This is a genomic window from Bradyrhizobium sp. HKCCYLRH3059 (assembly GCF_051168035.1).
In the GTDB taxonomy this organism is placed as follows: domain Bacteria; phylum Pseudomonadota; class Alphaproteobacteria; order Rhizobiales; family Xanthobacteraceae; genus Bradyrhizobium.
The window spans coordinates 207,030-233,997 of sequence record NZ_JBNPUF010000008.1; the positions used below are offsets into that span (position 1 = coordinate 207,030).

General features: G+C 66.7%; 25 protein-coding genes. 12 read left to right on the forward strand and 13 right to left on the reverse strand.

Features of this window, described 5'->3' with window-relative positions; all coding sequences use genetic code 11:
• Nucleotides 1-145 precede the first annotated feature (145 nt).
• The gene (locus tag ACQR13_RS25035) at nucleotides 146-565 is read right to left on the reverse strand and encodes a hypothetical protein (protein WP_434863334.1); all 420 of its coding nucleotides are present in this window, start codon (nucleotides 563-565) and stop codon (nucleotides 146-148) included.
• 322 nt (nucleotides 566-887) lie between these two features.
• Nucleotides 888-1,769, reverse strand: a complete 882-nt coding sequence (locus ACQR13_RS25040; protein WP_434863335.1) for an aldose 1-epimerase family protein — start codon at nucleotides 1,767-1,769, stop codon at nucleotides 888-890.
• A 331-nt stretch (nucleotides 1,770-2,100) separates the two neighbouring features.
• Here ACQR13_RS25040 and ACQR13_RS25045 point away from each other — a divergent pair, with 331 nt between their 5' ends.
• The gene (locus tag ACQR13_RS25045; protein WP_315715509.1) at nucleotides 2,101-3,297 is read left to right on the forward strand and encodes an amidohydrolase family protein; all 1,197 of its coding nucleotides are present in this window, start codon (nucleotides 2,101-2,103) and stop codon (nucleotides 3,295-3,297) included.
• A 147-nt stretch (nucleotides 3,298-3,444) separates the two neighbouring features.
• On the opposite strand, the gene ACQR13_RS25050 is transcribed toward ACQR13_RS25045, so the two are convergent.
• The 8 genes from ACQR13_RS25050 to ACQR13_RS25085 form a co-directional block, all read right to left on the reverse strand.
• Nucleotides 3,445-3,960 carry a MarR family winged helix-turn-helix transcriptional regulator gene (locus ACQR13_RS25050; RefSeq protein WP_316164241.1) on the reverse strand — a complete coding sequence of 172 codons (516 nt, stop codon included), beginning with the start codon at nucleotides 3,958-3,960 and terminating at the stop codon, nucleotides 3,445-3,447.
• A gap of 13 nt (nucleotides 3,961-3,973) precedes the next feature.
• Nucleotides 3,974-4,678, reverse strand: coding sequence for an ABC transporter ATP-binding protein (locus ACQR13_RS25055; RefSeq protein WP_315715507.1), 705 nt, complete (start codon nucleotides 4,676-4,678; stop codon nucleotides 3,974-3,976).
• Entirely contained in the window at nucleotides 4,675-5,466 is a 792-nt protein-coding gene (locus ACQR13_RS25060) for an ABC transporter ATP-binding protein (protein ID WP_434844815.1), read from the reverse strand. The genes ACQR13_RS25055 and ACQR13_RS25060 overlap by 4 nt, the downstream gene beginning before the upstream one ends.
• Nucleotides 5,463-7,349 carry an ABC transporter permease gene (locus ACQR13_RS25065; protein ID WP_434863336.1) on the reverse strand — a complete coding sequence of 629 codons (1,887 nt, stop codon included), beginning with the start codon at nucleotides 7,347-7,349 and terminating at the stop codon, nucleotides 5,463-5,465. Before ACQR13_RS25065 ends, ACQR13_RS25060 begins: the two co-directional genes overlap by 4 nt.
• Nucleotides 7,350-7,531: 182 nt before the next feature.
• A complete protein-coding gene (locus ACQR13_RS25070) occupies nucleotides 7,532-8,734 on the reverse strand; it encodes an ABC transporter substrate-binding protein (RefSeq protein ID WP_315752083.1) in 1,203 nt (400 codons plus the stop codon).
• Nucleotides 8,735-8,760: 26 nt separating this feature from the next.
• Nucleotides 8,761-9,345, reverse strand: coding sequence for an amino acid synthesis family protein (locus ACQR13_RS25075; protein ID WP_315715503.1), 585 nt, complete (start codon nucleotides 9,343-9,345; stop codon nucleotides 8,761-8,763).
• Nucleotides 9,346-9,384: 39 nt separating this feature from the next.
• On the reverse strand, nucleotides 9,385-10,272 hold the full coding sequence (locus ACQR13_RS25080) for a UPF0280 family protein (RefSeq protein WP_434863337.1): 888 nt from the start codon (nucleotides 10,270-10,272) through the stop codon (nucleotides 9,385-9,387).
• Complete coding sequence (locus ACQR13_RS25085; protein WP_434863338.1) at nucleotides 10,269-11,720, reverse strand: 6-hydroxynicotinate reductase; 1,452 nt, start codon at nucleotides 11,718-11,720, stop codon at nucleotides 10,269-10,271. The genes ACQR13_RS25080 and ACQR13_RS25085 overlap by 4 nt, the downstream gene beginning before the upstream one ends.
• A gap of 285 nt (nucleotides 11,721-12,005) precedes the next feature.
• Here ACQR13_RS25085 and ACQR13_RS25090 point away from each other — a divergent pair, with 285 nt between their 5' ends.
• From ACQR13_RS25090 to ACQR13_RS25130, 9 genes are all read left to right on the forward strand, one after another.
• Entirely contained in the window at nucleotides 12,006-12,488 is a 483-nt protein-coding gene (locus tag ACQR13_RS25090; protein ID WP_316193384.1) for a (2Fe-2S)-binding protein, read from the forward strand.
• Nucleotides 12,488-16,033: a molybdopterin cofactor-binding domain-containing protein gene (locus ACQR13_RS25095; protein WP_434863339.1), complete on the forward strand. Its 3,546-nt coding sequence runs from the start codon at nucleotides 12,488-12,490 to the stop codon at nucleotides 16,031-16,033. The genes ACQR13_RS25090 and ACQR13_RS25095 overlap by 1 nt, the downstream gene beginning before the upstream one ends.
• Before the next feature lie 153 nt (nucleotides 16,034-16,186).
• Nucleotides 16,187-16,969, forward strand: coding sequence for an IclR family transcriptional regulator (locus ACQR13_RS25100; protein WP_315828064.1), 783 nt, complete (start codon nucleotides 16,187-16,189; stop codon nucleotides 16,967-16,969).
• Nucleotides 16,969-17,844, forward strand: coding sequence for an ABC transporter permease (locus tag ACQR13_RS25105; RefSeq protein WP_315828063.1), 876 nt, complete (start codon nucleotides 16,969-16,971; stop codon nucleotides 17,842-17,844). The genes ACQR13_RS25100 and ACQR13_RS25105 overlap by 1 nt, the downstream gene beginning before the upstream one ends.
• An 8-nt stretch (nucleotides 17,845-17,852) precedes the next feature.
• A complete protein-coding gene (locus ACQR13_RS25110; protein ID WP_315715496.1) occupies nucleotides 17,853-18,731 on the forward strand; it encodes an ABC transporter permease in 879 nt (292 codons plus the stop codon).
• 14 nt (nucleotides 18,732-18,745) lie between these two features.
• Nucleotides 18,746-19,810: an extracellular solute-binding protein gene (locus ACQR13_RS25115; RefSeq protein WP_316193386.1), complete on the forward strand. Its 1,065-nt coding sequence runs from the start codon at nucleotides 18,746-18,748 to the stop codon at nucleotides 19,808-19,810.
• Complete coding sequence (locus ACQR13_RS25120) at nucleotides 19,807-20,895, forward strand: ABC transporter ATP-binding protein (protein WP_316193387.1); 1,089 nt, start codon at nucleotides 19,807-19,809, stop codon at nucleotides 20,893-20,895. The genes ACQR13_RS25115 and ACQR13_RS25120 overlap by 4 nt, the downstream gene beginning before the upstream one ends.
• Nucleotides 20,896-20,973: 78 nt before the next feature.
• On the forward strand, nucleotides 20,974-22,077 hold the full coding sequence (locus tag ACQR13_RS25125) for a DUF917 domain-containing protein (protein WP_315828060.1): 1,104 nt from the start codon (nucleotides 20,974-20,976) through the stop codon (nucleotides 22,075-22,077).
• 2 nt (nucleotides 22,078-22,079) lie between these two features.
• The gene (locus ACQR13_RS25130) at nucleotides 22,080-23,633 is read left to right on the forward strand and encodes a hydantoinase/oxoprolinase family protein (RefSeq protein WP_316202488.1); all 1,554 of its coding nucleotides are present in this window, start codon (nucleotides 22,080-22,082) and stop codon (nucleotides 23,631-23,633) included.
• A gap of 10 nt (nucleotides 23,634-23,643) precedes the next feature.
• Here ACQR13_RS25130 and pncA read toward each other — a convergent pair whose 3' ends face one another.
• On the reverse strand, nucleotides 23,644-24,279 hold the full coding sequence (pncA, locus tag ACQR13_RS25135) for a bifunctional nicotinamidase/pyrazinamidase (protein ID WP_315752148.1): 636 nt from the start codon (nucleotides 24,277-24,279) through the stop codon (nucleotides 23,644-23,646).
• A 170-nt stretch (nucleotides 24,280-24,449) separates the two neighbouring features.
• Between pncA and ACQR13_RS25140 the strand changes: the two genes are divergently transcribed.
• The gene (locus ACQR13_RS25140) at nucleotides 24,450-24,734 is read left to right on the forward strand and encodes a hypothetical protein (RefSeq protein ID WP_315715490.1); all 285 of its coding nucleotides are present in this window, start codon (nucleotides 24,450-24,452) and stop codon (nucleotides 24,732-24,734) included.
• Nucleotides 24,735-24,802: 68 nt separating this feature from the next.
• Nucleotides 24,803-25,003 carry a hypothetical protein gene (locus ACQR13_RS25145; RefSeq protein WP_315715489.1) on the forward strand — a complete coding sequence of 67 codons (201 nt, stop codon included), beginning with the start codon at nucleotides 24,803-24,805 and terminating at the stop codon, nucleotides 25,001-25,003.
• A 2-nt stretch (nucleotides 25,004-25,005) separates the two neighbouring features.
• Here ACQR13_RS25145 and ACQR13_RS25150 read toward each other — a convergent pair whose 3' ends face one another.
• Complete coding sequence (locus ACQR13_RS25150) at nucleotides 25,006-25,206, reverse strand: DUF3606 domain-containing protein (RefSeq protein ID WP_315715488.1); 201 nt, start codon at nucleotides 25,204-25,206, stop codon at nucleotides 25,006-25,008.
• 76 nt (nucleotides 25,207-25,282) lie between these two features.
• Nucleotides 25,283-26,833, reverse strand: coding sequence for an L-piperidine-6-carboxylate dehydrogenase (amaB, locus tag ACQR13_RS25155; RefSeq protein ID WP_315752091.1), 1,551 nt, complete (start codon nucleotides 26,831-26,833; stop codon nucleotides 25,283-25,285).
• Between the last annotated feature and the right edge of the window lie 135 nt (nucleotides 26,834-26,968).

The following is a 26,968-nucleotide window of genomic DNA, read 5'->3' on the forward strand; positions in this document are numbered from 1 at the left end:
CAGCCTCGAACATCAAGACCTTGGCGGGAAGCGCTCAACTTGCCTTTGCTCCGCTTGCGAGTTCAAGCGAGCCGGCATCCGCCTCAATCAAGATGTCGGGAGCGAGGTTCCTGAACGCAACAGGCGCGCGGGGTAGCCCCGCCGATCAGCGCCAGTTACAGATGCCGCCGCTGCCAGGCCGGCACGGCCAGGTCTGAATGCGCGTATCCATCGCCTGCGCGTCGAGCGGATTGCCGCGCCGATGGACGAGCTTGGCGCGGGCGGCGCCGCGGGGCCGCTCGGCCGTCCTGGTGCCATGAGCGCGCCGGCTGGCGATGGCGCGCGGGATGGCGGAGCGCTCGTCCGGGTCGATCGCGGAACGGACGGCGATCGCAGGTCGATCTGATTTGGCTTCGATAGGCACAGGTTCGAAATGCGCCTCGGGGCCGAGCGGCTCCGGCGACAACACGGCCTTCGACAGATCAAGCTTGAGGAAGTCACCCGGCTGATAGGCCCCCGCCACAGCATCGCTCGCCGTGAGCAACACGGCGCATGTAATCGTGCCGATAACAGCTCTCAACACCATCCCATCCTCCCGTTCCCCGCGTAACGCCACTTACGCGCCCCTGCCGCGAGATCTCTGCACGCCGGCTGATGGGGAACTCGCAGCGCTGCCCGGCTGCAAGAGCCAGCTAAGAGCGCCTGACATCACGCCGCACGTCATGTTCGATGATCGACCGTTATCAGTTCGGAGAAAGCGCCCACCAACCGCCGGTCGTTCGACGCATCATAGCCAAAGTTCCGCGCTCGTCTCTGATGTAGGTCACGGCGCCGTCATTTCCAGGCCCAAAACTGCTGATCACGGTTACCGCTGTGCACGCAAATGGGCGCTGCCGAGATAAGTCATACTAATTCGAGGATTCGATCCTGATGCGGCAACTTAGCCTCTCGGCGACGCCCGGTGCGATATGCATTACGCCAGGCTTGGCGGCGAACTCGCCGTCGAAATCGAGCGGACTGGCGAAACCGCGCCACGGCTCGATGCACAGGAACGGCACGCCGCCGGGCTTCGACCAGATTCCAAGCTGACGAAAATGATCCCAAGTTAACTCAAGCGCCGGTCCTGTGGTTCCGACGAGGCGAACCGAGCGGCTGGCCGGCTGATCGAGGATCACGGCATCGTCGTCGAACAGACGTTCGCTCAACGGGAGAACGCGCCCCTCGATCGGTGAGGGCTCCGGCCGCTCGCGCAGCAAACCTCCTGTCAGACGGCGGATCGGCGCCGGCTCCGGCTCTGCAAAGATCAGCCGATAGCTCTCCTTCGGCTGGCCGGGGAGCAGCGGCCAGTTGAAGGCGGGATGGCATCCGAACGAGGCTGGCAGAACCTCCGCGCCGGGGTTGGCGATCTCGACCGCCACGTCCAGCGCATCAGCGGTGATCCGGTAGCTCACCGTGAGACGGAAGGCGAACGGATAGCGCGCCCGCGTCGTCTCGTCGTCGGTCAGCTGCAACACGCACCACTCGGCCCCGCGCTCCAGCCAGGTGAATGGGAGGTCGCGGGCGAAGCCGTGCTGCGTCATCGGATAGGTTTGGCCGCGGTGGTGGAGCTGGTCATTCTTGAGTCGGCCGACGATCGGAAACAACCACGGCGCATGGCGCGGCCAGACGGCTCCGGCCTGCCACAGCAACTCCAGGCGCCCGGCCGTCTTCAACGAGCACAGCTCGGCGCCATCAGCCTTGACCGAGGCGGTGATGCCGCCCGCGCCGATCATGTGGAGGTCGTCGCTCATCTGCCGTCACCCACGTCGCAAAAAGATCGCACGAGGTGATGCCGGATTGCGGCGGCAACGTCCAGGGGTGCGGTTCGTCACCTGCGCGTAGACCACCGCCACAAGCACAGGGGACGGGAATGTCGAACACGCGACCGAAGCCGAGGATGTCGCCGCGCTCATAGGGCCCGCGCTGTGTCTGAAGGGTAGGCAACCCGCGCCAAATCTTCGTGCAGGCCGCAGCTTGCCGGACTAGATCATTCGTGTACGAATGACCGAAACCGGCTTGATGCTGCGCCGCGTGCAGGCGCAAACTGCCGCAAATGCCTTGCCAGGAGAGAAGGATATCCCGATGGCCCATGACGCGCCGCAAGCAACCGGTCCCAGCAAGCTGGTCATCCGCAACATCGGCCTGATGCTGTCCGGCGCACTGGAACGGCCCATCCTGGACGCCGATACGATCGTCGCCGAGAACGGCAAGATCACGGGCATCGGCCGCTTCAAGGACGTCGACACCGAAGGCGCGACGACCATCGTCGATGCCCATGGCACGACGGTAGCGCCAGGCCTGATCGACAGCCATGTTCATCCGGTCGCCGGCGACTGGACGCCGCGGCAGAACCAGACCAACTGGATCGACTCCTATCTGCATGGTGGCGTCACCACGATGATCTCCGCCGGCGAGGTGCACATGCCCGGTCGCCCGCGCGACGTCGTCGGCCTGAAGGCGATGGCGATCTTCGCGCAGCGCGCATTCTGGACGCTCCGCCCCGGCGGTGTGAAGGTGCATGCCGGCGCGCCGGTGATCGAATGCGAGATGGTCGAGGACGATTTCAAGGAGCTCGCGGCGGCCGGCGTCAAGCTGCTCGGCGAGGTCGGCCTCGGCGGTGTCAAGGACGGCCCGACCGCGCGCAAGATGGTCGGCTGGGCGCGCAAATACGGCATCCAGAGCACCATTCACACCGGCGGTCCGTCGATTCCCGGCTCCGGCCTGATCGACAAGGACGTCGTGCTGGAGGCCGGCACCGACGTCATCGGACACATCAACGGCGGCCACACCGCCCTGCCCGACGACCAGATCCGCTGCATCTGCGAGGGCTGCAAGGCTGGGCTCGAGCTGGTGCACAACGGCAATGAGCGCTCGGCGCTGTTCACCTTGCGCACCGCGCGCGAGATGAACGAACTCAACCGCGTGATCCTCGGCACCGACGCGCCGGCCGGCTCCGGCGTGCAGCCGCTCGGCATCCTGCGCATGGTGTCGCTGCTGTCCTCGCTCGGCGACGTCCCCGCCGAGATCGCGTTCTGCTTCGCTACCGGCAACACAGCGCGGATGCGCGAGCTCGACTGCGGCCTGATTGAGGTCGGCCGCTCCGCCGACTTCGTCATCATGGACAAGGCGCAGCACTCGCCGGCCACGACCTTGCTCGACAGCGTCCAGCTCGGCGATCTCCCGGGTATCGGCATGACCATCATCGACGGCATCGTCCGCACCCAGCGCAGCCGCAACACGCCGCCGGCCACGAAGATCCCGGAGATCGTGGCGAAGTAATATCGTCGTAGAGCGGCATACACAGTCATTCCGGGGCGCCCAAAGGGCGAACCCGGAATCCTGAGATTGGCCTGCGCTGTTCTTTCCCTCAGCTCGGGATTCCGGGTTCGTCGCTTCGCGACGCCCCGGAATGACGTGGAGGAAGGGCTACCGCAGCCGGTTCAACAACCCCAGCAGCGTCTCGCGTTCCTTCGCATCGAGCGGCGCCAGTGTTTCCTTGGAGATGGCGAGCGCGAGCGGTGCGGTCTTCTCCGCGAGCTGCTGGCCGGCGCGGGTCAGGCTGACGAGCAGCCTGCGACCATCCTGCGGGTCCGGGCTGGTTTCGGTGAGACCGCGCGCGGTCAGCCGGTCGATCACACCTTTGATCGTCGCGACGTCCATCGCCGTGAACCGTCCAAGCTGGTTTTGCGAGCACGGCCCGGTCTCGACCAGCTTCGACAGTGCCGCCCATTGCGTTGGCGTCAGGTTGCTGCCGATGTCGCGCGCGAAGATCATCGTGTGGCGCTGCCAGACCTGACGCAGGATGAAGCCGATCTGATCGTCGAGCACGTAATTTGATTTCGCCGCTTTGGCCGTGGCCTTCGCGGCGGCCTTTGCCTGCGGCTTCGGCGCGGTCTTCGTTGCGGTCCTTGCCGATCGCTTCAGCGTGGCGCTCTTGGCCATATCTTCCCTCGCCTCAGATCGACAGATGCGCGTCGCGGATGTCGGGCCGCGCGTCGAGCTCGGCCATGGTGCCGGAGAAGCAGATGCGGCCGCGCTCGATGATATAGGCGCGGTCCGAGATCAGCTTGGCAAAATGCAGGTTCTGCTCGGAGACGACCAGCGAGACGCCTTCTTTCTTCATGGTCAGGATCGCATCGACCATCTGCTCGACGATCTTCGGCGACAAACCCTCCGAGGGCTCGTCGAGCAGCACCAGCGACGGATTGCCCATCAGGGTACGGGCGATGGTGAGCATCTGCTGCTCGCCGCCGCTCATGCGGCCGCCCGGGCGGTTCTTCATCTCGCCGAGATTGGGAAACAACTGATAGAGTTTCTCGCGCGTCCATTGCGGCGCATTGGGCCGCGGCTTCTGCCGACCGACCTCGAGGTTTTCCTCCACCGTCAGCTCGGTGAAGATGCGGCGCTCTTCCGGAACATAGCCGAGGCCGGCGCGGACGATCTCATGGGTCGGCGCGGACGAGATGTCCTTGCCCTCGAACATGATCTGGCCCTCGCGCAGCTCGACCAGGCCGACGATCGAGCGGAACGTCGTCGATTTGCCGGCGCCGTTGCGCCCGAGCAGTGCCACCACCTCGCCCTCGCCGACCTCGAGGCCGATGTCGAACAGGATATGCGCCGGACCGTAGTGGCTGTTGAGACTGGCGACGGACAGCTTCATGTCGGAGCTCCCTCGCGATGATCGGCATCATACAGCAGGCCTTCGCCGAGATAGATCGCCTGCACCTCCCGGTTGGCGCGCACCTCGGCTGGCGATCCCTCGGCAATGAGGCTGCCGCGATTGAGCACGAGAATGCGGTCCGCATGCTCGAATACCACGTCCATGTCGTGCTCCGTAAAGAGGACGCCGATCGACTGCTCACGCGCGATTCCAGCCGTCAGCCGCATCAGCTCGACACGCTCGCGCGGCGCCATTCCGGCGGTCGGCTCGTCCATGAGCAGCAGCTTCGGCTGGTTGGCAAGCGCGATCGCGAGCTCCAGCCGCTTGAGGTCGCCATACGCGAGCTCGCCGCAGGGCCGTTCGGCATAGCCGGCCATGCCGACGAGATCGAGCAGGCGATCGGCTTCGTCCCGCTCGATGCCAACCATCGGGCTCCAGAAATCGAACAGGCGGCGATGATGCGAGACCAGCGCGACCTGGATGTTCTCACGCACGGTCATGGTCGGATAGGTCGCGGTAATCTGGAAGGTGCGGCCGACCCCGAGCCGCCAGACCTCGCGCGGCTTGCGCCCGGTGGTCTCCTGCCCCATCACCGTGATGCGGCCGCTGTCCGGCACGTTCTGGCCGTTGAGCATGTCGAAGCAGGTGCTTTTCCCCGCGCCGTTCGGGCCGATCAGCGCCAGGATCTCGCCGGCCCGCAGCGTGAACGACACGTCGCGGACGGCGTGAATGCCGCCATAGGATTTAGACAGGCCTTCGACCGAGAGCAGCGACACGCCGAGACTCATTGTGCGCCCTCCATCTTGGCCGACAGCGAAGCCCCCTTGGGGGACACTGCGCGGCGCCGATGCATGACGGTCTCGACCACGCCCACGATGCCTTTCGGGAACACCACCACGATCAGCACGATGAAGATGCCGAGCACGAGCTTCGACCAGTCGGTCTGGCTGACCAGCCAGATGTTGAGCGCCTTGTAGACGATGGCGCCGAAGATCGCGCCGGGCACCGTCTCGACGCCGCCGAGCAGCACCATGACCAGCGCATCGACCGAGAGCGAGATGCCCATGTTGTCAGGGAAGACGCTGCCCTTGAGATAGGCGAACAGCGCGCCGCCGATGCCGGCCGTCGTGCCGGCGATGATGAAAGCGGTCCACTGGATACGCTTGCCGTTGATGCCGATCGACTCGCTGCGCAGCGGCGAGTCGCGCATGCCGCGCAGCGCGTAGCCAAAGGGTGAGAAAGTAATCAGCCGGAGCACGCTGACCACGAGCGCCGACACGCCCAGTGCGAGCCAATAGAAGTGCGACGGCGAGGCCGCCCACTTTTCCGGCCAGAGACCGAGAATGCCATTGTCGCCGCCGGTCACGGCCACCCATTGGAACGCGATCGACCAAACGATCTGGGCGAACGCCAGCGTCAGCATCGCGAAGTAGACGCCGGAGAGCTGGACCGCGAAAGCACCAAACACGGCTGCGCCGAGCGCGCCGAGCAGCGGGCCCAGCAAAAGGCAGACGATCATCGGCAGTCCCGCCATCTTGGCGAGGAAGGCGACGCCATAGGCGCCGAGGCCGAAATAGGCGGCGTGACCAAACGAGGCGAGCCCGCCGACCGCCATCAGGAAATGCAGCGACGCCGCGAAGATCACGAAGATCGCGATCTCGGCGCCCACGGTCAGCGCGTAGTTGCCGGCGATGAAGGGCAGCATCGCCGCCAGCGCCAGAGCGACGAGGGACGCCAGCCGCTCGACCGAGCTCAGCGGACGCCACGGAATAACGGTGAGGCCCGGCGTGCGGCGCGCGGGCGCTTCCTTCTTACCGAACAGGCCCCAGGGCCGGACGACCAGCACGACCGCCATCACCAGGAACACCAGGATCAGCGAGATCGTGGGGAAGATCAAAATGCCGAAAGCGTTGAGCTCCGACACCAGCACGGCGGCAACGAAGGCGCCGAGGATGCTGCCGAGGCCGCCGATCACGACGACCACGAACACCTCGACGATGATGCGCAGATCCATCGCGTGATGGACCGCGTCGCGCGGGATCTGCAGGGCGCCGCCGAGCGCGGCCAGGAAGACGCCGACCGCAAACACCGAGGTGAACAGCCATTTCTGGTTGACGCCGAGCGCGGCCACCATGTCGCGGTCCTGCGTCGCCGCGCGCACCAGGATGCCCCAGCGGGTGCGCTGGAACAGCAACCACAGCACCCCGAGCACGATCGGACCGAGCGCGATCAGGAACAGGTCGTAGCTCGGAATGTTCTGGCCGAAGAAATCGACCGCACCTTTCAATCCTGGCGCGCGGCGGCCGACCAGGTCGTCCGGCCCCCAGATCAGCACAACGAGATCCTCGACCATCAGCGTCAAGCCGAAGGTCGCGAGCAGCTGGAACAGCTCCGGCGCGTGATAGATCCGGCGCAGCAGCACGATCTCGACGAGCACGCCGACGGCCGCGACCGCGAGCGCTGCCACGACGATGCCGCCCCAGAAGCCGAGCGGACCGGACAGCCTCTCAGTGAGCGAAAAGGCCACATAGGCGCCGAGCATGTAGAACGCGCCATGGGCGAAATTCACGATGCGGGTGACGCCGAAGATGATCGACAGTCCCGACGCCACCAGGAACAGCGAGGCTGCACTGGCAAGGCCGGTCAGGAACTGGACGAAATAGAAGGCCATGGGCGGTCCGCGTGAGGAGATCGTCGAATCGATGAGCCGCGTTTGCGCTCGGCGCTCCCTCAGAGAGCTGGCGAGCAAGCGTGGGGTGAGGGATCTCGGCCCGAACCTGCAGATCAGGCGTCGTATTCCCTCACCCCGCCCGCTCTCCCCCTGCGGGAGAGGGAGAAGCAGGATCGTGTGGATCAGTCCTTCGGCCGGAGCTTGCCGACCTCCGCGTCACCAGGCAGGTAGTCCGAGCCCTTGCGATAGACGGCGTCGACCATGATGCCCTTGCCGTCCTTCAGCGCAGTCTTGCCGACGTAAGCGCCGAGCGTCGACTGGTGATCGATCTTGCGGAACGTGATTTCACCGAAGGGCGACGGCACCGACAGTCCCTCGGCCGCGGCGATCAGCTTGTCGGTATCGGTCGAGCCGGCCTTGGCGAGGATGGCGGCTGCCGACTTGATGGTCTGGTAGCCGACGATCGAACCAAGCCGCGGATAGTCGTTATATTTGGCCTGATACGCCTTCAGGAACGCGTCGTGCTCGGGCGTCTTGATCGAATACCAGGGATAGCCGGTGACGATCCAGCCCTCGGGCGTCTCCTCCTTGAGCGGATCGAGATATTCCGGCTCGCCGGTCAGGAAGCTGACGACCTTGCGGTCCTTGAACAGGCCGCGGGTGTTGCCCTCGCGGACCAGCTTCACGAGATCGGCGCCGAAGGTGACGTTGAGGATCGCCTCCGGATTGGCGGCGGCGACGGCCTGCACCACCGGACCGGCGTCGATCTTGCCCTGCGGCGGCCACTGCTCGTCCACCCACTGGATGTCGGGCCGTTTCTCCGACAAGAGCTTCTTGAACACCGCGACGGCCGACTGGCCATATTCATAGTTCGGCGCAATGGTGGCCCAGCGCTTGGCGGGAAGCTTGGCGGCCTCCTCCACCAGCATCGCCGCCTGCATGTAGTTCGACGGACGCAGGCGGAAGGTGTATTTGTTGCCCTTCGCCCAGGTGATGGCGTCGGTCAGCGGCTCTGCCGCCAGGAAGAAAACTTTCTTCTGGTTGGCGAAGTCGCTGACGGCGAGGCCGATGTTCGACAGGAACGTACCGGCGAGCATCGCCACGTTCTCGCTCGACACCAGCTCGTTGGCTGCGGTCTGCGCGTCAGCCGGCTTGCCGCTGTCGTCCTTGGAGACGACGACGAGCTTCTTGCCGTTGATGCCGCCGGCCGCATTGATCTCCTCGACCGCGAGCTGCCAGCCCTTGCGATAGGGCTCGGTGAAGGCCGGCAGCAGCGAATAGCTGTTGATCTCGCCGATCTTGATGACGTCCTCGGCGCGCGCCGCGCCCGTCAATCCCGCGACGGCAAGGCCCAGGCCTGCCGCAAGCATCGTTCTCCGTCGCATCCCTTCAGCCTCCATGTTGAGTCGAATTACCGTAGACCGTCCTCGCCCTTGATCTCGGCGACCGTGAGCCCGCCGACGCGCGGCAGCGGACGGCCGCTGTCGGTGACCGCGAGCGCGACCATGATCTCATTGGCGCGCGGCGCGTCGTTGATCTGCACCTCCATGCCATCGAAATGACTGCGCACGAAGGCCGCATCTTTATGGCCGAGCGGAATGTCGAGCGTGCAGCCGACGCCGCCGCGCTTCTTCGACGACGGGATCAGCGCCGCGCCCTTGCCGAGTACCTTGCGCACCGGCGCGCCCATTTTCGGATGCAGGATCGCGGCCGCATGCTCCAGCTCGCCGTCGCTGCCGACGGCGGCCGCCTTGCCGTAGCTGTGCGCGGCCGGCCCTTCGATGCCGAGCGCGGCCACGGCGCGCTTGGCCAGCATCTCGCCCAGCTCCTCGCCGATCGCAATCAGAGGCGACAGGTCCTCGACATAGCGGCCGGCAAACGGATTCTCGATCACCGCCACTGCCGCAGCCCGCCGCGTCGGCGGCGAGACGGACCGGCCCATCTCCTGATGGACTTCCTCGACCACGGTCACGATCTTTCTGATGACGGCGCTCATCGATGATCCTTCGTGTTCCTGCACATCATGCATCAAACCTCACGCCGCCGCCGCTCGCAACTGCGGCCGACGAACGATCTCGATCGCGCGCGGACCGACAACGCGAATGTTGCCGCGAAGCTGCAGAACGGCGCCTTCGATCAGACCGGCCGACAGCAGCGACTGCCCACGATGCTCGCCCGCGGCCAGCGCTTCGGCAACCTCGACATCACGGAGCTCTCCGACCTCGCATGTGACGAGGCGATCACCGAGATCGGTCTCCGGTTGCAACTCGCAGGCGGGTCGGCGAAGCACGGCCGGATGACCCGGAAGATCGACCGCGTTGCCGATCACCGTCGCCGCCGCATCCGCCTGCGCCGCGCTGCGCGCGAGTACCGTCACCGCGTCGGCAATGCCCAGCGAGAAACTGCGGCCGTGGCGGCCCGACGTGGCGACGCCGCCGATCGCATCGGCAGCACGAAGCGTCATCCTGCGCATCACACCTGCGCCGTCGGGACGGTCCATCAGCCCGACGCTGAAGGTGGCGGCATCCCGCAGATGGAGTGCGATGTCACCGCCATTGTTGACATAGGCCCGCGTCAGATTCGTCGCGCCGCGCATGGCGCCGAGGATCTCCTCGGCCACGCTCCCGGCAACCGCGGCCATCGGCGTGATGAACATTTCGCGGGCGAACGGCGACACGGCCGCATGCATCCGCCGCGCGACGACACCTTTCAATGGGCATCGATCGTGATCGGCGCCCCTGCGCAGATCGGACAGTTCGGCACACAGCTCGTCCAAGAGACCCGTGAAACGCTCGGCCGCCGCACGATAGGCCGCGCGGATATCACCATCGATCGCGTCGGCGCCGATGATCAGATCGATCGGGCCGTCCTGCAGATGCAGCCGCCGGTCAGGCAACAAGGCGATCTGTGGCTGCCGGGTCATGCACCCGGCCTCGGCCACGGCAGTTGGCGAATGTCCTTGCTGACATCCTTGAGCGAAGCGAGCGGCTGGACGTAATCCATGTGCCCGCCGAGCGCCGCATAATCCGATAGCCTCAGCGTGAACTCGATCGGCGCGACGATCGCCGGCGTCGGCACATAGCCGAAGGCGCCGGCCGGCATCTGGGTCACGTCGACCATATAGGTGATGCCGCCGCCCGGCCAGACATAGACCGGCGCACCGCCGCTCGTCACCCGCGTCAGCGTATCCTTGACCGACCTCGTCAGCCGCACCGGATTGTCGGTGACGCCGGCGCGCAGCGAGCCGCCGGCACCGGCCATGAACAGCACGGTGCACAGCGCCGGCTCGCAGTTCTCCTGGATGCGCTCGACCGAGAACTGCAGCTCCGCCGGCATCTCGCGCTGCACCGGCCTGAGCGTCTCGTCGAGCACGTAGTATCCGGCATGCTCGCCCGTCGTGGACACCATCAGCAGCGTCGTTCCCGGCTTCGCCGTCTTGGGATCGAATGGCCCGAGGATCGACAGCGGATCGGAGATGTCGGTGCCGCCCCAGCCGGTTCCGGGCTGCGCCACCTGGAAGTAGCGGCCCGGCGTCGAGCGTCGCCCCTTCATCTTGATGCCTGTCGCGGGAATGTCGAGCAGCTTGCCGGCCTGGTGCTCTGACAGCACGCCGGTGATGTGATCATCGACCACGACGACCTCGTCGACCTTGCCCTGCCATTGCTTGGCGAACATGCCGATCGTGGCCGAGCCGCAGCCGACGCGCATGCGCTCTTCCTTGACGCCGTTGACGATCGGGGGCTGCCCCGCCTGCACGATCACGCTGGAGCCGCCGTCAACCACGAGTTCCACGGCTTTGCGGTTGCTGAGGTCCATCAGCGCGTCACAGGTGACACGCCCCTCCTTCTTGGAGCCGCCCGTGAGATGATGCACGCCGCCGAGCGACAGCATCTGCGAGCCGTATTCGCTGGTCGTAACGTGACCGACCGCTTCGCCGTCGACGCGCACCGTCGCCGCTTCCGGGCCGAGATAGCGGTCGGTGTCGATCTTCACCTTGACGCCGCAATAGCTGAAGATGCCCTCGGTCACGACCGTGACCATGTCGACGCCATCGACGACCGATGACACGATGAACGGCGCCGGCTTGTAGTCGGGATAAGTGGTGCCGGCGCCGATCGCGGTGACGAACAGCTCCGGCTGATGCACGATCTTGCCGTCCCAGTCGCCGCTCGCCTGGAACGGCACCAGCTTGCCGCCATGCGACACCGTGCGCTCCAGCAGGATATGCGGATCGACGCGCACCAGCACACCGTCCTGATTGGCATAGCGGTCGCAGGCGCCTGCCGCGCCCGGCTTGATGTAGCACATCACCGGGCAGGCATCGCAGCGGATCTTGTCCCCTGCACCGTCGCTCGCCGTCTCAGTCACCATGCAGAGAAGCCCATCTTGAAGCGGAGTTGGCGGCAGCCATCCACGCGCCGCGGCAATTCGTTCGTATACGAATGATGTCGCGCCCCTCCGCCGGCTGTCAAGCGCCACCGCGAACGAAAAGCACGATTGCCGGATAAACGATCAGTTTGCCCTGCACAATGACGACAAATCGTGCATACGCTGCAGCGCAATACGTGCCACTTGCATGTTAGTACACAAACGATACGCTCGGAGCGATCACCATCGCATCCTCGTTAACGATAGCATAGCGGACGACAGAAGGGCATGACGCCAGCAACGATTCGGCTGACCGTGAACGGACGGACGCATGACGTCGCGGCCGCGCCGGACACGCCCCTGCTCCATGTGCTGCGCAACGACCTCGCTCTGAACGGTCCGAAATACGGCTGCGGCCTGGGGGAATGCGGCGCCTGCACCGTGCTGATCGATGGCCGCGCCGCCCGTTCCTGCATCATTCCGGTGGAAGGCTGCATCGGCCGCGACGTCACCACGCTGGAAGGACTGGGCTCGCGCGAGGCGCCCGATCCGGTGCAGCAGGCCTTCATCGCCGAGCAGGCCGCGCAATGCGGCTACTGCCTCAACGGCATGATCATGACGACCAAGGCGCTGCTGGCGATCAAGCCCGATCCGTCACCCGACGAGATCAAGCAAGCGCTGCGCTACAATCTCTGCCGCTGCGGCGCGCATGTCGAAATCCTCCGCGCGGCGATGCGCGCGGCCGGCCACACGCTCGAGGCGCTGGACTGATGAACGATCGCCTCACCAAGGACGCCGACATGCCTCGCGGCCGGCTGGTTGTCGAACGTCCCATAGCCGGCAAAGATGGCCAGTTCGAAACCTTCATCCGGATCACGGCGGCAGGCGAGGTCTCCGCCTTCAACGGCCATGTCGATCTCGGCACCGGCATCCGCACCGCGCTGGGACAGATCGTCGCAGAAGAGCTGGACGTCTCCTTCGCTCGGGTCGTGGTCGTGCTCGGGGACACCGCGGTCGTGCCGAACCAGGGCGCGACCATCGCCAGCGAGACAATCCAGATCACCGCCGTGCCCCTGCGCAAGGCGGCGGCGCAGGCGCGCGCCTTCCTCTTGGCGCGGGCGGCGACGCAGCTCGACCTCGACGTTCAGGACTTGACGGTCGAGGACGGACTGGTCCGCGGGCCCAACAACCGCGTCCTCAGCTATGGCGAGCTGATCGGCGATGAGACGATCCGCCTCGAGCTCGCCGACGATATCCTCGTCAAGTCGGTGAACGACTATCAGGTCGTCGGCCGCTCGGTGCCGCGCGTCGACCTGCCGGCGAAGGCGACCGGTGAGCTCACTTACGTGCATGACGTTCGCGTCCCCGGCATGCTGCACGGCCGCGTCGTGCGTCCGCCCTATGCCGGCGTCGATGCCGGCCCCTTCATCGGGACCAGCCTTCTTGGCGTCGATAGGGAGTCAGTGCGCGATGTCCCTGGCCTGGTCGACGTCGTCGTCATCGGCGACTTCATCGGCGTCGTCGCCGAGCGCGAGGAGAATGCGATCCGTGCCGCCGAGCGCCTCGAGGTGAAATGGAAGCCGGTGCCGACCCTGCGCGACCTCGACGATGTCGAGAACGCGCTGCGGGCCAATCCGTCCGCTCCGCGCCGGCTGCTCGACAAGGGCGATGTCGATGACGCCGTCGCCGGCGCCGCCAAGCCGATGCGGAGGACCTATCTCTGGCCCTACCAGATGCACGGCTCGATCGGACCGTCCTGCGCTGTCGCCGACTATCGCGACGGGCAGATCCGCATTTATTCCGGCACGCAGAATCCGCACATCCTGCGCGGCGATCTCGCCAAGCTGATCGACTGCCCCGAGCACCAGATCGAGCTGATCCGCCTCGAGGCCGCCGGCTGCTACGGCCGCAACTGCGCTGACGACGTCACGGCCGATGCGCTGCTGCTGTCGCGTGCGGTCGGCCGCCCGGTGCGGGTGCAATTGTCGCGCGAGCAGGAGCATCTGTGGGAGCCCAAGGGCACCGCGCAGCTGATGGACGTCAATGGCGGCCTCAATACCGACGGCTCGGTCGCGGCCTATGAGTTCGCCACGCGCTATCCCTCGAACGGCGCGCCGACGCTGGCGCTGCTGCTGACCGGGCGCATCGGGCCGGAGCCTGCGGTGTTCGAGATGGGCGACCGCACCGCGATCCCGCCTTACGACTATGAGCACATGCGCGTCACGGCGCATGACATGCCGCCGATCGTGCGTGCGTCCTGGATCCGCGGTGTCTCGGCGCTGCCCAACACCTTCGCGCACGAGTCCTACATCGACGAGCTCGCCGCCGAGGCCGGCGTCGACCCGATCGAATACCGGCTGCGCTATCTGAAGGACGAGCGCGCACGTGATCTCGTGAACGCCGTGGCCGAGCGCGCCGGCTGGACGCCGCGCCCCGTGCGGGAGGAGAAGACGCCCGAGAACGGCGTCGTCCATGGCCGCGGCTTTGCCTACGCGCTCTACGTCCACAGCAAGTTTCCCGGCTACGGCGCGGCATGGTCGGCGTGGATCGCCGATGTCGCCGTGAATACGACCACCGGCGATGTCAGCGTCACGCGGGTCATTGCAGGCCAGGACTCCGGCCTGATGATCAATCCAGACGGGGTACGCCACCAGATCGAAGGCAACGTCATCCAATCCACCAGCCGGGCGCTGATGGAGGAGATTCCCTTCACGCGCGGCAAGGTCGCGGCACGGGAATGGGGCGCCTATCCGATCATCACCTTCCCCGACGTGCCTGAGATCGACGTGCTGATGCTGCCGCGGCCGGATCAGCCGCCGCTCGGCGTCGGCGAGTCCGCGTCCGTGCCCAGCGCCGCCGCGATCGCCAATGCGATCTACGACGCCACCGGCGTCCGCTTCCGCGAGCCGCCATTCACGCCGGAGCGCATTCTGAAAGGCCTGCGCGGCGAACGGGCGGAGACGCCGGCGCCGCAGTCGCTGCCCGCCCCCGAAAGACCGGCGACCACGTGGCACAAGCCCTTTGCCAAGCGGGGCGGCGTGATCGCCACCGCCGTCGCGGCATGCGCCGCGGCGATCGGCATCGCCACCGCCGTGTTGCCCTGGCGCGCCATCGCGCCGATCACGCGCCCCGATCCCTCGGTCTATTCCGCAGCGACGATCGCGCGCGGCGAGGCGCTCGCGGCACTCGGCAATTGCGCTGTCTGCCACACCGCGGATGGCGGCCTGATCAATGCCGGCGGCCGCGCACTGGAGACGCCGTTCGGCACGCTGTTCAGCACCAACATCACGCCCGACGTCGAGACCGGCATCGGCGCCTGGTCCTATCCCGCCTTCGAGCGCGCGATGCGCGAGGGCGTGCATCGCGACGGCCGGCAGCTCTATCCGGCGTTTCCCTACACGCATTTCGCGCGAACCGATGATGCCGACCTGCAGGCGCTCTACGCCTACCTGATGGCACAGGCGCCAGTGAGACAGCAGGCGCCTGACAACGCGCTGCGCTTTCCATTCAACCTGCGGCCGCTGGTCGCCGGATGGAACGCTCTGTTTCACGACACGCAGCCGTTCCGGCCCGATCCGACACAATCGGAGCAGTGGAATCGCGGCTTCTATCTCGTCGAAAGCCTCGGCCATTGCAGCGCCTGTCATTCGCCGCGCAATGCGCTTGGCGCCGAGCAACGCAACGCACATCTGGCTGGCGGCTTCGCCGATGGCTGGGAAGCCCCTGCGCTGACCGCGCTCTCGACTGCCCCGATCCCGTGGACCGAGGACGAATTCTACACCTATCTCCGCTCCGGTCAGTCGCGCTTCCATGGCGTGGCCGCCGGTCCGATGGCGCCGATCGTGAAGGATCTCGCGACGCTGCCCGACGCGGACGTTCGGGCCATGGCGATCTATCTCGCCTCGTTCCAGACGCCCTCGTCCGAGGCAGCGAAGCTGGAGGCGATGGCCGCGGAGTTGGAAGCGCGCACCAAGACGACCTCGACGGCGTCTCCGGCGGCACGGCTCTATCTCGGCGCCTGCGCGGTCTGCCACGAGGTCGGCGGCCTGCCGTTGTTCGGCAGTCGGCCCTCGCTGGCGCTGAACAGCAACCTGCACAGCGCCACACCCGACAATCTGATCCAGGTGATCCTGCACGGGATCATGAAGCCGGTCTCGTCCGATCTCGGCTACATGCCGGCGTTCAAGGACCATCTCAGCGACGGCCAGCTCGCCGAACTCGTCGCCTATCTCCGTCAGCAATTTGCTCCGGACAAGCCGGCCTGGACGGGCGTCGACGCCGCCGTCGGTCGCATCAGGTCCACCGTGGCGCGGTGAGGCTGAGCATGCTCCGTCTGCGCCCGGCGCCCCGACCACCACCCTGACGCGCATTCGGGCACCTCGTTGCCAGTAATTTCGCCTTGCGGCAGACGGTCTGCCGCTTCTAGAATTTGGGACTACGTTCCAAAAAATGGAACAAACGGTATCATCATGAGCGCCCTGACCAACGCCATCGACATCCTGCGCTGCTTCTCGACCGCGCGGCCCGACCTCTCCTTTGCCGACGTCCAGGTCCTGACCGGCAAACCGAAAAGCTCGACCTCCCGCCTGCTCCGCTCGCTGCGCGATTGCGGCCTGCTCGAGCAGGATCCGCACAGCCGCCGCTACCGGCCGGGCCTGCTCACCTTCGAGCTCGGGCGGCTGCACCGGGCCCATGACGACCTGATCGCCACCGCCGAGCGCGAGCTGCGCGATGTCTGCGCGCGCACCGGCCACACCGGCTACATCGCCGTGCTCGACGGCTATCAGCAGGTGGTGCTGCGCATCGTGCCCGGCTCCAACCCGCTGCGCGTCGTCAACCCGCCGGGCCAGCGCACGCCGGCCATCATCACCTCGAACGGCCGCGCCATGCTGGCGCGTCTGACAGACCAGGAGATCCGGGCGCGCGTGCCGCTCGACTACCCGAAGGTCCCGGCCAACTCGCCGCAGAACTTCACCGAGCTGATGGCGCGGCTGAACGAGATCCGCCGGACCGGCATCTCGGACGCCGCCGACGAGGCCATCGAGGGCGTCGGCTCGCAGGGCTTTGCGCTGACGAGCGGCGAGAGCGGTGAGCTGATCGGCATCGCCGTCTCCTACTCGGTCCAGGCCACCACCGAGATCGAGCGTGCCAATGTCCGCCGCGAGCTCGGCAGCATGGCCGCAAAGCTGCGGCGCATGACCGGCGATCCGCTCGGCCAGACCATCGAGCAATTGGCCGGACTGGCCTCCTGATGACGAGCAGCAGCGCGCCGCGCGTCAACAGCCTGGCGCTGTTGATCCTGCCGAGCGCGCTGCTGTTTGCGTTGTTCTTCTTTCTGCCGATCGGATTGATGGCGGTGATGAGCGTCCTGACCGGCAACCCCGTGGTCATGCCGAACGTCGCCCTCACAGCCAGGCACTATGCCCGCATGGGCAATGACGGCTACTATCTCGAGGTGATCTGGACCACGATCCGGATCGGCCTCTGGACGACGCTCGCCGCGCTCGTGATCGGCTACCCGCTCGCGCATTGGATGGCGCGGATCAAGAGCCGCACCGGCCATGCGCTGCTGCTGATGGCCGTGCTGGCGCCGATGCTGACCGGCATCGTGGTGCGTACCTTCGCCTGGATGACGCTGCTGTCCGACAAGGGTGTCATCAACCAGATCCTGGCCTCGCTCGGGCTGGTCACAAGGCCGTTGCAGCTGATGTACAATGAGACGGGCATCATCATCGGCCTGGTCCACATCTATGTGCCTTTCATGGTGCTGACGCTCACCGGCGTGATCGGTCGCATCGACGAGCGGCTGGAGCAGGCGGCGGAGAATCTCGGCGCCAGCCCATGGCGCGCATTTCTCGAGGTCACCCTGCCGCTCAGCCTGCCCGGCATCCTCGCCGGCTCGCTGCTCATCTTCGCGCTCGCGATCAGCGCCTATGTCACCCCGATCCTGCTCGGCGGCTTCCAGGTCATGACCTTGCCGATCCTGATCTACCAGCAGATCTCCGCCAACTTCAACGTCGGCTTCGCGGCTGCGCTCGGCATGGTGCTGCTCATCATTTCGCTCTCGCTCGTCATCGCGTATAATCACGTGCTCGGCCTCGTTTCGGGCCAGCGCGAGCTGCAATGAGGGCGCAGATGACGAGCCTTGCTCCGGGATCGCGGCCGCCGCTCGCTGCGCCAATCGGTCTGGCGGCCACACCTGCCCTTCGCAGCAAGGCGCGGCCGCTCCGGTGGGGCCGCAGGCTCTATCTCGCCGCCAACACCGCCATCCTCGTCTTCCTGCTGGCGCCGATTGCGATCGTGATCGTGTTCGCGCTCAACCCGACGCCTTTCATCCAGTTTCCACCAGTCGGCATCTCCTTTCGCTGGTTCGAGAAATTCTTCGCCTCGGGCGACTTCATGCACGCGCTGCTGTTCAGCATCGAAGTCGCGGCCATGACCACGGTCGCGGCCACCGTGCTGGGCGCCTCGGCCGCGCTGGCGATCGCCCGCGGCAACCTGCCAGGCTCCCGGCTGATCGTGGCGACCATGCTGTCGCCGCTCATGCTGCCGGCGATCCTGACCGGTCTTGCGCTGTTCCAGTCCTACGTACTGCTCGACGTCGGACGCCCGGTGTGGGGGCTGGTGGCTGGTCACACGCTGGTGACGATTCCCTACGTGGTGCGGACCACGCTCGCCGTGCTGCACAATTTCGATGTCAGGTTGGAGGAAGCCGCGCAGAATCTCGGCGCCAGCCCCACCCGGACCTTCTTCGAGATCACGCTGCCGCTGGTGAAGCCCGGCGTTCTGGCAGGCGCGATCTTTGCTTTCATCGTCTCGTTCGACCAGTTTCCGGTGTCGCTGTTCCTGGTCGCGCCGGGCAGCGAGACCTTGCCGATCACGCTGTTCAACTATCTGAAGTTCGATCTCGACGGCACCATCGGCGCGGCCTCGGTGGTCTCGATCCTGCTCGCCTTCATCGTCGTCATCGCGCTCGACCGCACCGTAGGTCTTCGCTCCTACGTCAAACTCTAAGGGAGATCCCGGACATGACCGCCTCATCGCGTCGTTTTCCCCTGAGCCGCCGCCGCCTGCTGACCGCGGCTGCGTCGCTCGGCGCCGGCGTTGTCGCTGCTCCCTTTGTCGCGCATGCGGACGAGCCCGTTCTCAACGTCACCGGCTGGGGCGGCAAATGGGGTGACGTGATGAAGGCCGAGATCGGCCCGGCCTTCGAAAGCGAGTTCAAGTGCAAGCTCAAGACCGACACCGCGCTGCCATTCCTGCCGAAGCTGCAGGCGAGTTCGCGCTCGGCTCCCATCTACGACGTGCTGCACACCAACTCCAACGAGCAGTGGGCGGCCGTGGAGATGGGTCTCGTCGAGCCCAAGGTCGACCCCAAGCTGGTTCCGAACATTGCCGACGTCTACCCTTACGCCGTCAGCGACAAGATCGTCGGCGTCTGCATCTTCACCAGCGCCATCGGGCTCGGCATGCGCACCGACAAGGGCTATGGGAGCGTCACGTCGTGGAAAGACTACTGGGATGCGAGATTCAACGGCGCGCGCGGCGGCTATGTGATCCCTGCCAACAGCCTGGGACAGGCGTTCGTGATGATGTGCGGCGCGCTGTATGGCAAGGGCCAGACCGACCTTGACGCCGCCTATGCAGCGCTGGAGAAGCTGAAGCCGATCAAGCTGGTCGACTTCACCGGCGCGATGGAGAAGCTGATCCTGTCCGGTGAGGTCGGCCTCGGCATCCTGCATGATTCCGGCATCTATCGTTACGACGGTCAGAACCAGACGGTCGACTTCGTCACGCCGAACGAGGGCGTGCTGTCGCTCGAGCAAGTGCTGAGCATCACGCCCGGCAGCAAGGTGAAGGAGCTCGCCAACGCCTATATCAACTACATGCTGCGCCCCGAGGTTCAAAAGCGCCTCGCTGAGACCGTCTGGTATTCGCCGGCCAACAAGAAGGTCAAGCTCGACTCCAAGTATGACGCCAAGCTGCTGACGACGCCGGAGAAGGTCGGCAAGCTGATCCAGGTCGACTGGAAGTGGTACAACGCACGGAAGGACGAGATCGACAGCCGGGTCAACCGGATCTTCCGCGCATGAGCGCTGCCATCGAGATCGCCGCGGTCAGCAAGATCTATGACGGCGGCGTACGCGCAGTCGACGCGGTTGCCGTGAACATCAGGCCTGGCGAGTTCTTTTCGCTGCTCGGCCCGTCCGGCTGCGGCAAGACCACCACCCTGCGCATGATCGCCGGCTTCGACAGCCCAAGCGCCGGCGAGATCCGCCTCGACGGCGCCGACATCACCCACGTGCCGGCGCACAAGCGCGACATGGCGATGGTGTTCCAGAACTACGCCCTGTTCCCGCACCGGACCGTGGCCGAGAACGTCGCCTTCGGCCTGCGCATGCGCAAGATCGACAAGGCGACGATTGCCGCGAAGGTGAAGGCAGCGCTGGCGATGGTTGAACTCGGAGGCCTGGAGAACCGCAGGCCGGCGCAACTGTCCGGCGGCCAGCAGCAGCGCGTCGCGCTCGCCCGCGCCATCGTCATCTCGCCCCGCGTGCTGCTCTGCGACGAGCCGCTCGGCGCGCTCGACAAGAAATTGCGCCAGCAGATGCAGTTCGAACTCAAGCGGCTGCAGAAGACGCTTGGCCTCACCCTCGTGTTCGTCACCCACGACCAGGAGGAGGCGCTGGCCATGTCGGACCGCATCGCGGTCATGAACGCCGGCCGCGTCGAGCAGATCGGCACCCCGCTCGAGATCTACGATCAGCCGCGGACGCGTTTCGTTGCCGATTTCATCGGCGACACCAACATTTTTCGTGGTCAGCGCGTGACCTTGGACAATGGCGTCGGGATAGCCGTCGGCAACGGTCTGGTGCTGGCCCTGGCGGACACAGTTGCAGCAGCCGAGGCCGAGGTTCTGTCGGTCGCGCTGCGGCCGGAGAAGATATCGGTATCGCCAGCCGAGGTGGCCGATGCCAAGCGGACAGGCATGTCCGCGCGCGGCACAGTCGAGAGCACCAATTTCCTCGGCGGCGCGGTGCTGTACCGCATCGCCCTGGAGTGCGGACAGCACGTGCTGGCGCAACAGCCGAATTCCGGAGCTGGTCCTCTCCACGCGCCGGGTCAAACGGTCACGCTCGACTGGCGTCCGGCCGATCTCGTCATTCTCGAGGATTGATACTGTGAGCGTTATATTCCTATTCCCGCAGCAGTACCGTGCGCCGCAGTCACAGAGCGACGTCGAAGAGCTTGTGCCGTGAGCGCAGCCGGCATGAAGACGATCAGCCTCGACGACATCGAGGCGCTCGCGGTCGGCGCCTGGATCCTCGGCACCGGCGGCGGCGGCAGTCCCTATCTCGGCCTGCTCAACCTGCGCCGGCTCTATGCGGAGGGGCGTCGCGTGCAGATGATATCGCCGCTCGACCTCGCCGACGACGACTGGGTCGCGGTGGTCTCCAACATGGGCGCCCCCTTGGTCGGGCAGGAACGGCTGGCCGACAGCCGCAGCATCGCGCGTGCGGTGCGCATGCAGGAGGAGATCAACGGCATCACATTTCGCGCCGTGATGTCGGTCGAGATCGGCGGCGGCAACGGCATGCAGGCGCTGATGGCGGCGGCGCATCTGAACATCCCCGTGGTCGACGCCGACTGCATGGGCCGCGCCTTTCCCGAGGCGCAGATGACGTCGGTCGCGATCGGCGACCTCAAGCCCTATCCCTGCACGCTCTACGATCCGCGCGGCATCGAGGCCGTCGTGACCAAGGTGCCGAGCTGGAAGTGGATGGAGCGCGCCAGCCGCAAGATCTGCGTCGAGATGGGCTCGATCGCCTCGACCAGCAAGGCGCCGCGCACGGGCCGCGAGGTCAAGGACTGGGGCATCCATTTCACCACCACCAAGGCGATTGCGATCGGCCGTGCGGTCGAGGCAGCCAACCGGAGCCACCAGGATCCGATCGCGGCGATCCTCGATTGTGAGGGCGGCCAGCGGCTGTTCAGCGGCAAGATCGTCGACGTCGAGCGCCGCACCACCGAGGGCTTTCTGCGCGGCAGCGCCGTCGTGGAGGGCAGCGACGACGATCGCGGCACCCGGCTCAAGCTGTCGTTCCAGAACGAATGGATCGTGGCTTGGCGCGATGGCGAAGCCATCGCGATGTCGCCGGACCTGATCTGCGTGCTCGACAGCGTCAATGGCCACGGCATCGGCACCGAGACGGCGCGCTACGGCCAGCGCGTCACCGTGATCGCGCTGCCCGCGCCCGCCGTATTGACCAGCCCGCGCGGGCTCGAATTCGTCGGCCCCCGCGCCTTCGGTTATGACCTCGATTTCCGGTCGCTGTTTGCGACCCCTGGAGCTCCCTGAGAATGAAGCGGATTGGCATTGACGTCGGTGGCACCAACACCGACGCCGTCCTGATTGCCGACGACCATGTCGTCCACTCCGTCAAGGCTGCGACCACCGCCGACGTCACCTCCGGCATCCTCGCGGCGCTGAAGGCGCTGCGAGAAAATCCCGCGGCGGCCGTGCCGGTCGACGCGGTGGTGATCGGCACCACGCATTTCATCAATGCGGTGGTGCAGCGGCGGCACCTGCAGAAGATCGGCGCCATCCGCATCGGGATGCCCGCCTCCGCCTCGCTGCCGCCGTTCTGCGACTGGCCGGGCGATCTCGCCGCGCTGGTCAGCGGCGAGACCTTCATGCTCGAAGGCGGCCACGATTATGATGGCCGCCCATTCATGCCGCTCGACATCGGCGGCCTGAAAGCCGCCGCGCGCGCGATCAAGGCCAAGGGCCTGCGCGCGGTCGCGGTCGCCTCGTCGTTCTCGCCGCTCGACCCGAGCTGTGAGATCGCGGCGCGGGAAATCCTCGCCGAGATCTGCCCTGATGTGGCCGTCACGCTCTCGCACGACCTCGGCCGCATCGGACTGCTGGAGCGCGAGAACGCCGCCCTGCTCAATGCCGCGCTCCACGACCTCGCGGTCACGACGGTCGCCGCCTTCCGCAAGGCGATCGCGGAGTCCGGCATCGATGCGCCGCTGTTCCTGACGCAGAACGACGGCACCGTGATGCAGGCGGAGATCGCGACCGCCTTCCCGGTCATGAGCTTCGCCTCCGGCGCCACCAACTCGATGCGCGGCGCCGCGTATCTCTCCGGCCTCGACGACGCCATGGTCGTCGACGTCGGCGGCACCACCAGCGACATCGGCCAGTTGCGCCACGGCTTTCCGCGCGAGGCCAACACCGTCGTCGAGGTCGGCGGCGTCCGCACCCTGTTCCGCATGCCCGATTTGCTCTCGATCGGGCTCGGCGGCGGCAGCCATGTCGAGCAGGATCCGGTCCGCGTCGGCCCGCTCAGCGTCGGATACCGGCTGACATCCGACGCGCTGGTGTTTGGCGGCAACCGCCTGACCGCGACCGACATCGCGGTCGCGGCGGGGCTGATCGACATCGGCGACAGATCGCGCGTCGCGCATCTGCCGAAAAGCCTGATCGACGCCGCGCTCGCCGACGCCCACCGCAAGCTCGAGGGCGACATCGACCGCATGAAGACCGAGGCCGGCGACGTGCCGCTGCTCGCGGTGGGCGGCGGCGCCTTCCTGGTGCCGGAGCGCCTTGCCGGCATCTCCACCATCGTGCGCGTCGACCATGGCGACTGCGCCAACGCGGTCGGCGCCGCCATCGCCCAGGTCTCCGGCGAGGCCGACCAGGTCTTCCGCGACCTGACCCGCGACGAGGCCATCGCGGCGGCGCGGGCCATCGCCGAGGAGCGCGCGGTGCAGGCCGGCGCCGACCGCGACACGCTCAAGACGGTCGATGTCGAGGACATGCCGATCGCCTACCTCCCCGGCAACGCGCTGCGCGTCCGCGTCCGCGTCGCCGGCGCCATCGCCGAGCCGACCATCGGCGCGGCGGCGTAGTCCATCGTCGCTACGCCAGCTCGGCGATCCGCTCGACCCCGGCCTCCGCGCCCTGCGCCTTGGCCGCCGCCATCGAGCCGCCGAGGTCGATGCCGCGGCAGGCGTTGTCGATGACGATGGCCGCGAAGCCGAGCCGCCGCGCATCGACCGCCGAATAGTGCACGCAGAAATCGGTGGCGAGACCGACCAGGAAAACCCGCTTCAGGCCGCGCTCGCGCAGGTAGCCGGCGAGGCCCGTGGGCGTGGTCTTGTCGTTCTCGAAGAACGCCGAGTAGGAATCGATCGCGGCACGAAAGCCCTTGCGGATGATGAGCTGCGCCTTGTCGGTCGCAAGCTCGGCATGGAAGGCGGCGCCCGGCGTGCCCTGGATGCAGTGGTCCGGCCACAAGGTCTGCGGCCCGTAGGGCATCGTGACGCTCTCGAACGGCGCCTTGCCGGGGTGGCTCGAGGCGAACGAGCTGTGTCCCGCCGGGTGCCAGTCCTGGGTCAGGACGACGTGATCGAACATCCCGCTCAGCCGGTTGATCGCCGGCACCACGGCATCGCCGTCGGCCACGGCGAGCGCGCCGCCGGGACAAAAATCGTTCTGCACATCGATGATGAGCAGCAAATCCTCGTTGGCCCTGATCTGCATTCCGGTCTGCATCCGTTTCACTCAAACTCCATCAAGGATGGCCCCAGCGCGCCGCGATCTCAAGCCGGGCCGCCGAATAATCCGCGGCAAGCCAGCCCCTCCATTTTGGAATCCCTGCCCTGCAGGACGGGCCTGGATACGCCAGCCGATTCATGGATTCTCCCGGCGGGAGAGCGTGGCCGATGCAGACTGCCGTCACACACCATTCCGCGAGCCAGCGTCTCGAGCGCTGGGCGGTCGCCACCCTGCGCGAGGCCGGCGCGATCGTCGAATGCGAACAGCACGGCTGGATGCGCGAGCGCGGCGACCCGCATGCGCTGGCGCGGGCGCTTCGCATCGCACGCGACGATCCGCCACGCGGCTTGTGTAGTTCGGACGCGCTCGCGGCGATCGAGGCCGTCCTGGCCGCGACCGGCGACACCTGCCCTGATTGTTCACGGCACGGAGAGCCGGAATATCCGCCGTGATTCAAATAAGTGATTCCGTAGCTACCCCGAGATGCCCTAGCCTGAGGCCTCCACCGGGAGACGCAATCATGCCGAATCATCCGGTCCCGTGGCTGCTGCGCAAGCCATGCCCGACCTGCGGCCGTGCGCTCGCGGTTCGCGAGGGCAAGGGCGGGCGCCGCGAGCTTGCTTGTCCGACCTGCGATGGGCCCGATCCGCTGCACTCGCCCAAGGCGCTCCGCTGGGCGAGGGGATCGCTTCGGCCGCCGGAGCGGCCGAAGCAGCATTGACGTCACTGGCGCGTCAGCTTGCGCTCGACTTTCTTGCGGCTGTTGCCGACCTTCTTGACCGCCTTCTTCACCGCGGACGCCGAGCGGCCGCTCTTCTTGGCTTCGTAGCGGACTTCGTGGTCCTGTCCACCCGCGACGCGGGCGCGATCCTGGTTGCGTCCGCGCGCTGACTTTGCGGTCGAGGCTTTCTTCTTCGTTGCCATGGTGCATCTCCTTATCAGCGCGCAACGCACGACGCAGCGAAGCGGTTCCGCCGATGAGAGAGCCCCATCGCATCGATCAGCCGAGGTCGAACTTGACGCCCTGCGCCAGCGGCAGGCTGCGGCCGTAGTTCACGGTGTTGGTGGCCCGGCGCATATAGGCCTTCCATGAATCCGAGCCGGACTCACGGCCGCCGCCGGTCTCCTTCTCGCCGCCGAACGCGCCGCCGATCTCGGCGCCCGAGGGGCCGATATTGACGTTGGCGATGCCGCAATCGGAGCCGCGCGACGACACGAACAGTTCGGCCTCGCGCAGATCATTGGTGAAGATCGACGACGACAGCCCCTGCGGCACCGCATTGTGCAGCTCGATCGCGGCATCGAGATCGCGATACGGCATCACATAGAGAATCGGCGCGAACGTCTCGCGCTCGACCGGACCGGATTGCGATTCGATCTCGACCAGGGCCGGCCGCACGTAGTACGCCTCCGCAAAGCCGCCGACCGCGACGCGCTCGCCGCCGAACACGCGGCCGCCGTGATCCCGCGCGGCGCTCAGCGCGTCCTGCATGGCGTCGTAGGCGCCGCGATCGATCAGCGGGCCGATCAAGGTGCCCTGCTCCAGCGGATTGCCGATCGCCACCGAGGCGTAGGCCTGCTTCAGCCGCGGCACGAGCTGGGTGTAGACGTCGGCATGCACGAACAGGCGGCGCAGGCTGGTGCAGCGCTGGCCCGCGGTGCCCATCGCCGCGAACGCCACGGCGCGCAGGGTGAGATCGAGGTCGGCCGTGGGCGTGACGATCGCGGCATTGTTGCCGCCGAGCTCGAGGATCGCGCGGGCAAAGCGGCCGGCAAGACAAGCGCCGACGACGCGCCCCATGGCGGTCGATCCGGTCGCCGACACCAGCGGTACCCTGGCATCGTCGACCAGCATCTCGCCGACCGCGCGGCCGCCGAGCAGCAGGCCGGCGAGCCCCTCCGGCGCCTCGCCGCCCTCGCGGCGATAACGCTGCAGCGCACGCGCCAGCAGCGCGTCGGTCGCGAGCGCGGTGAGCGGCGTCTTCTCCGACGGCTTCCAGACGACGCTGTTGCCGCACACCAGCGCCAGCGCCGCATTCCAGGCCCACACCGCCACGGGGAAGTTGAAGGCGGAGATCACGCCGGTGACCCCCAGGGGATGCCAGGTCTCCATCATCCGGTGCTCGGCGCGCTCGGTGGCGATGGTCAGGCCATAGAGCTGGCGTGACAGGCCGACGGCGAAGTCGCAGATGTCGATCATCTCCTGGACCTCGCCGAGCCCCTCGGAGACGATCTTGCCGGCCTCGATCGAGACCAGGCGGCCGAGCGCGGCCTTGTGGGCGCGCAGCTCCTCGCCGAACAGCCGCACCAGTTCGCCGCGCTTCGGTGCCGGCTTGAGCCGCCACTGCAGGAACGCGGCATGCGCGCGCGCGATCACCGCGGTCGCATCCGCCCTGCTGTCGTCATGCACATGGGCCAACACCTCGCCGGTCACCGGCGAACGGGCGGCGCGCGTCCCACCGCGCAGCCGCTCCGGCGCGACGCCGAGCGAGGTCAGGATCTCGGCCGTTTCGACAACGAGTGTCAGGGGCGATGCTTGGCTGGGCGACATATGCAACTCCGGATTGTCCCACGCACCGGTGCACGCGAGACGTCATGAATGGTCCATCGTAAACGCCCCCGTGTAGATCAAATCCGGCTGCGGCGCGAGCACCCGCGCGCTGGGCAAACGGCCACTGGGCAGGTC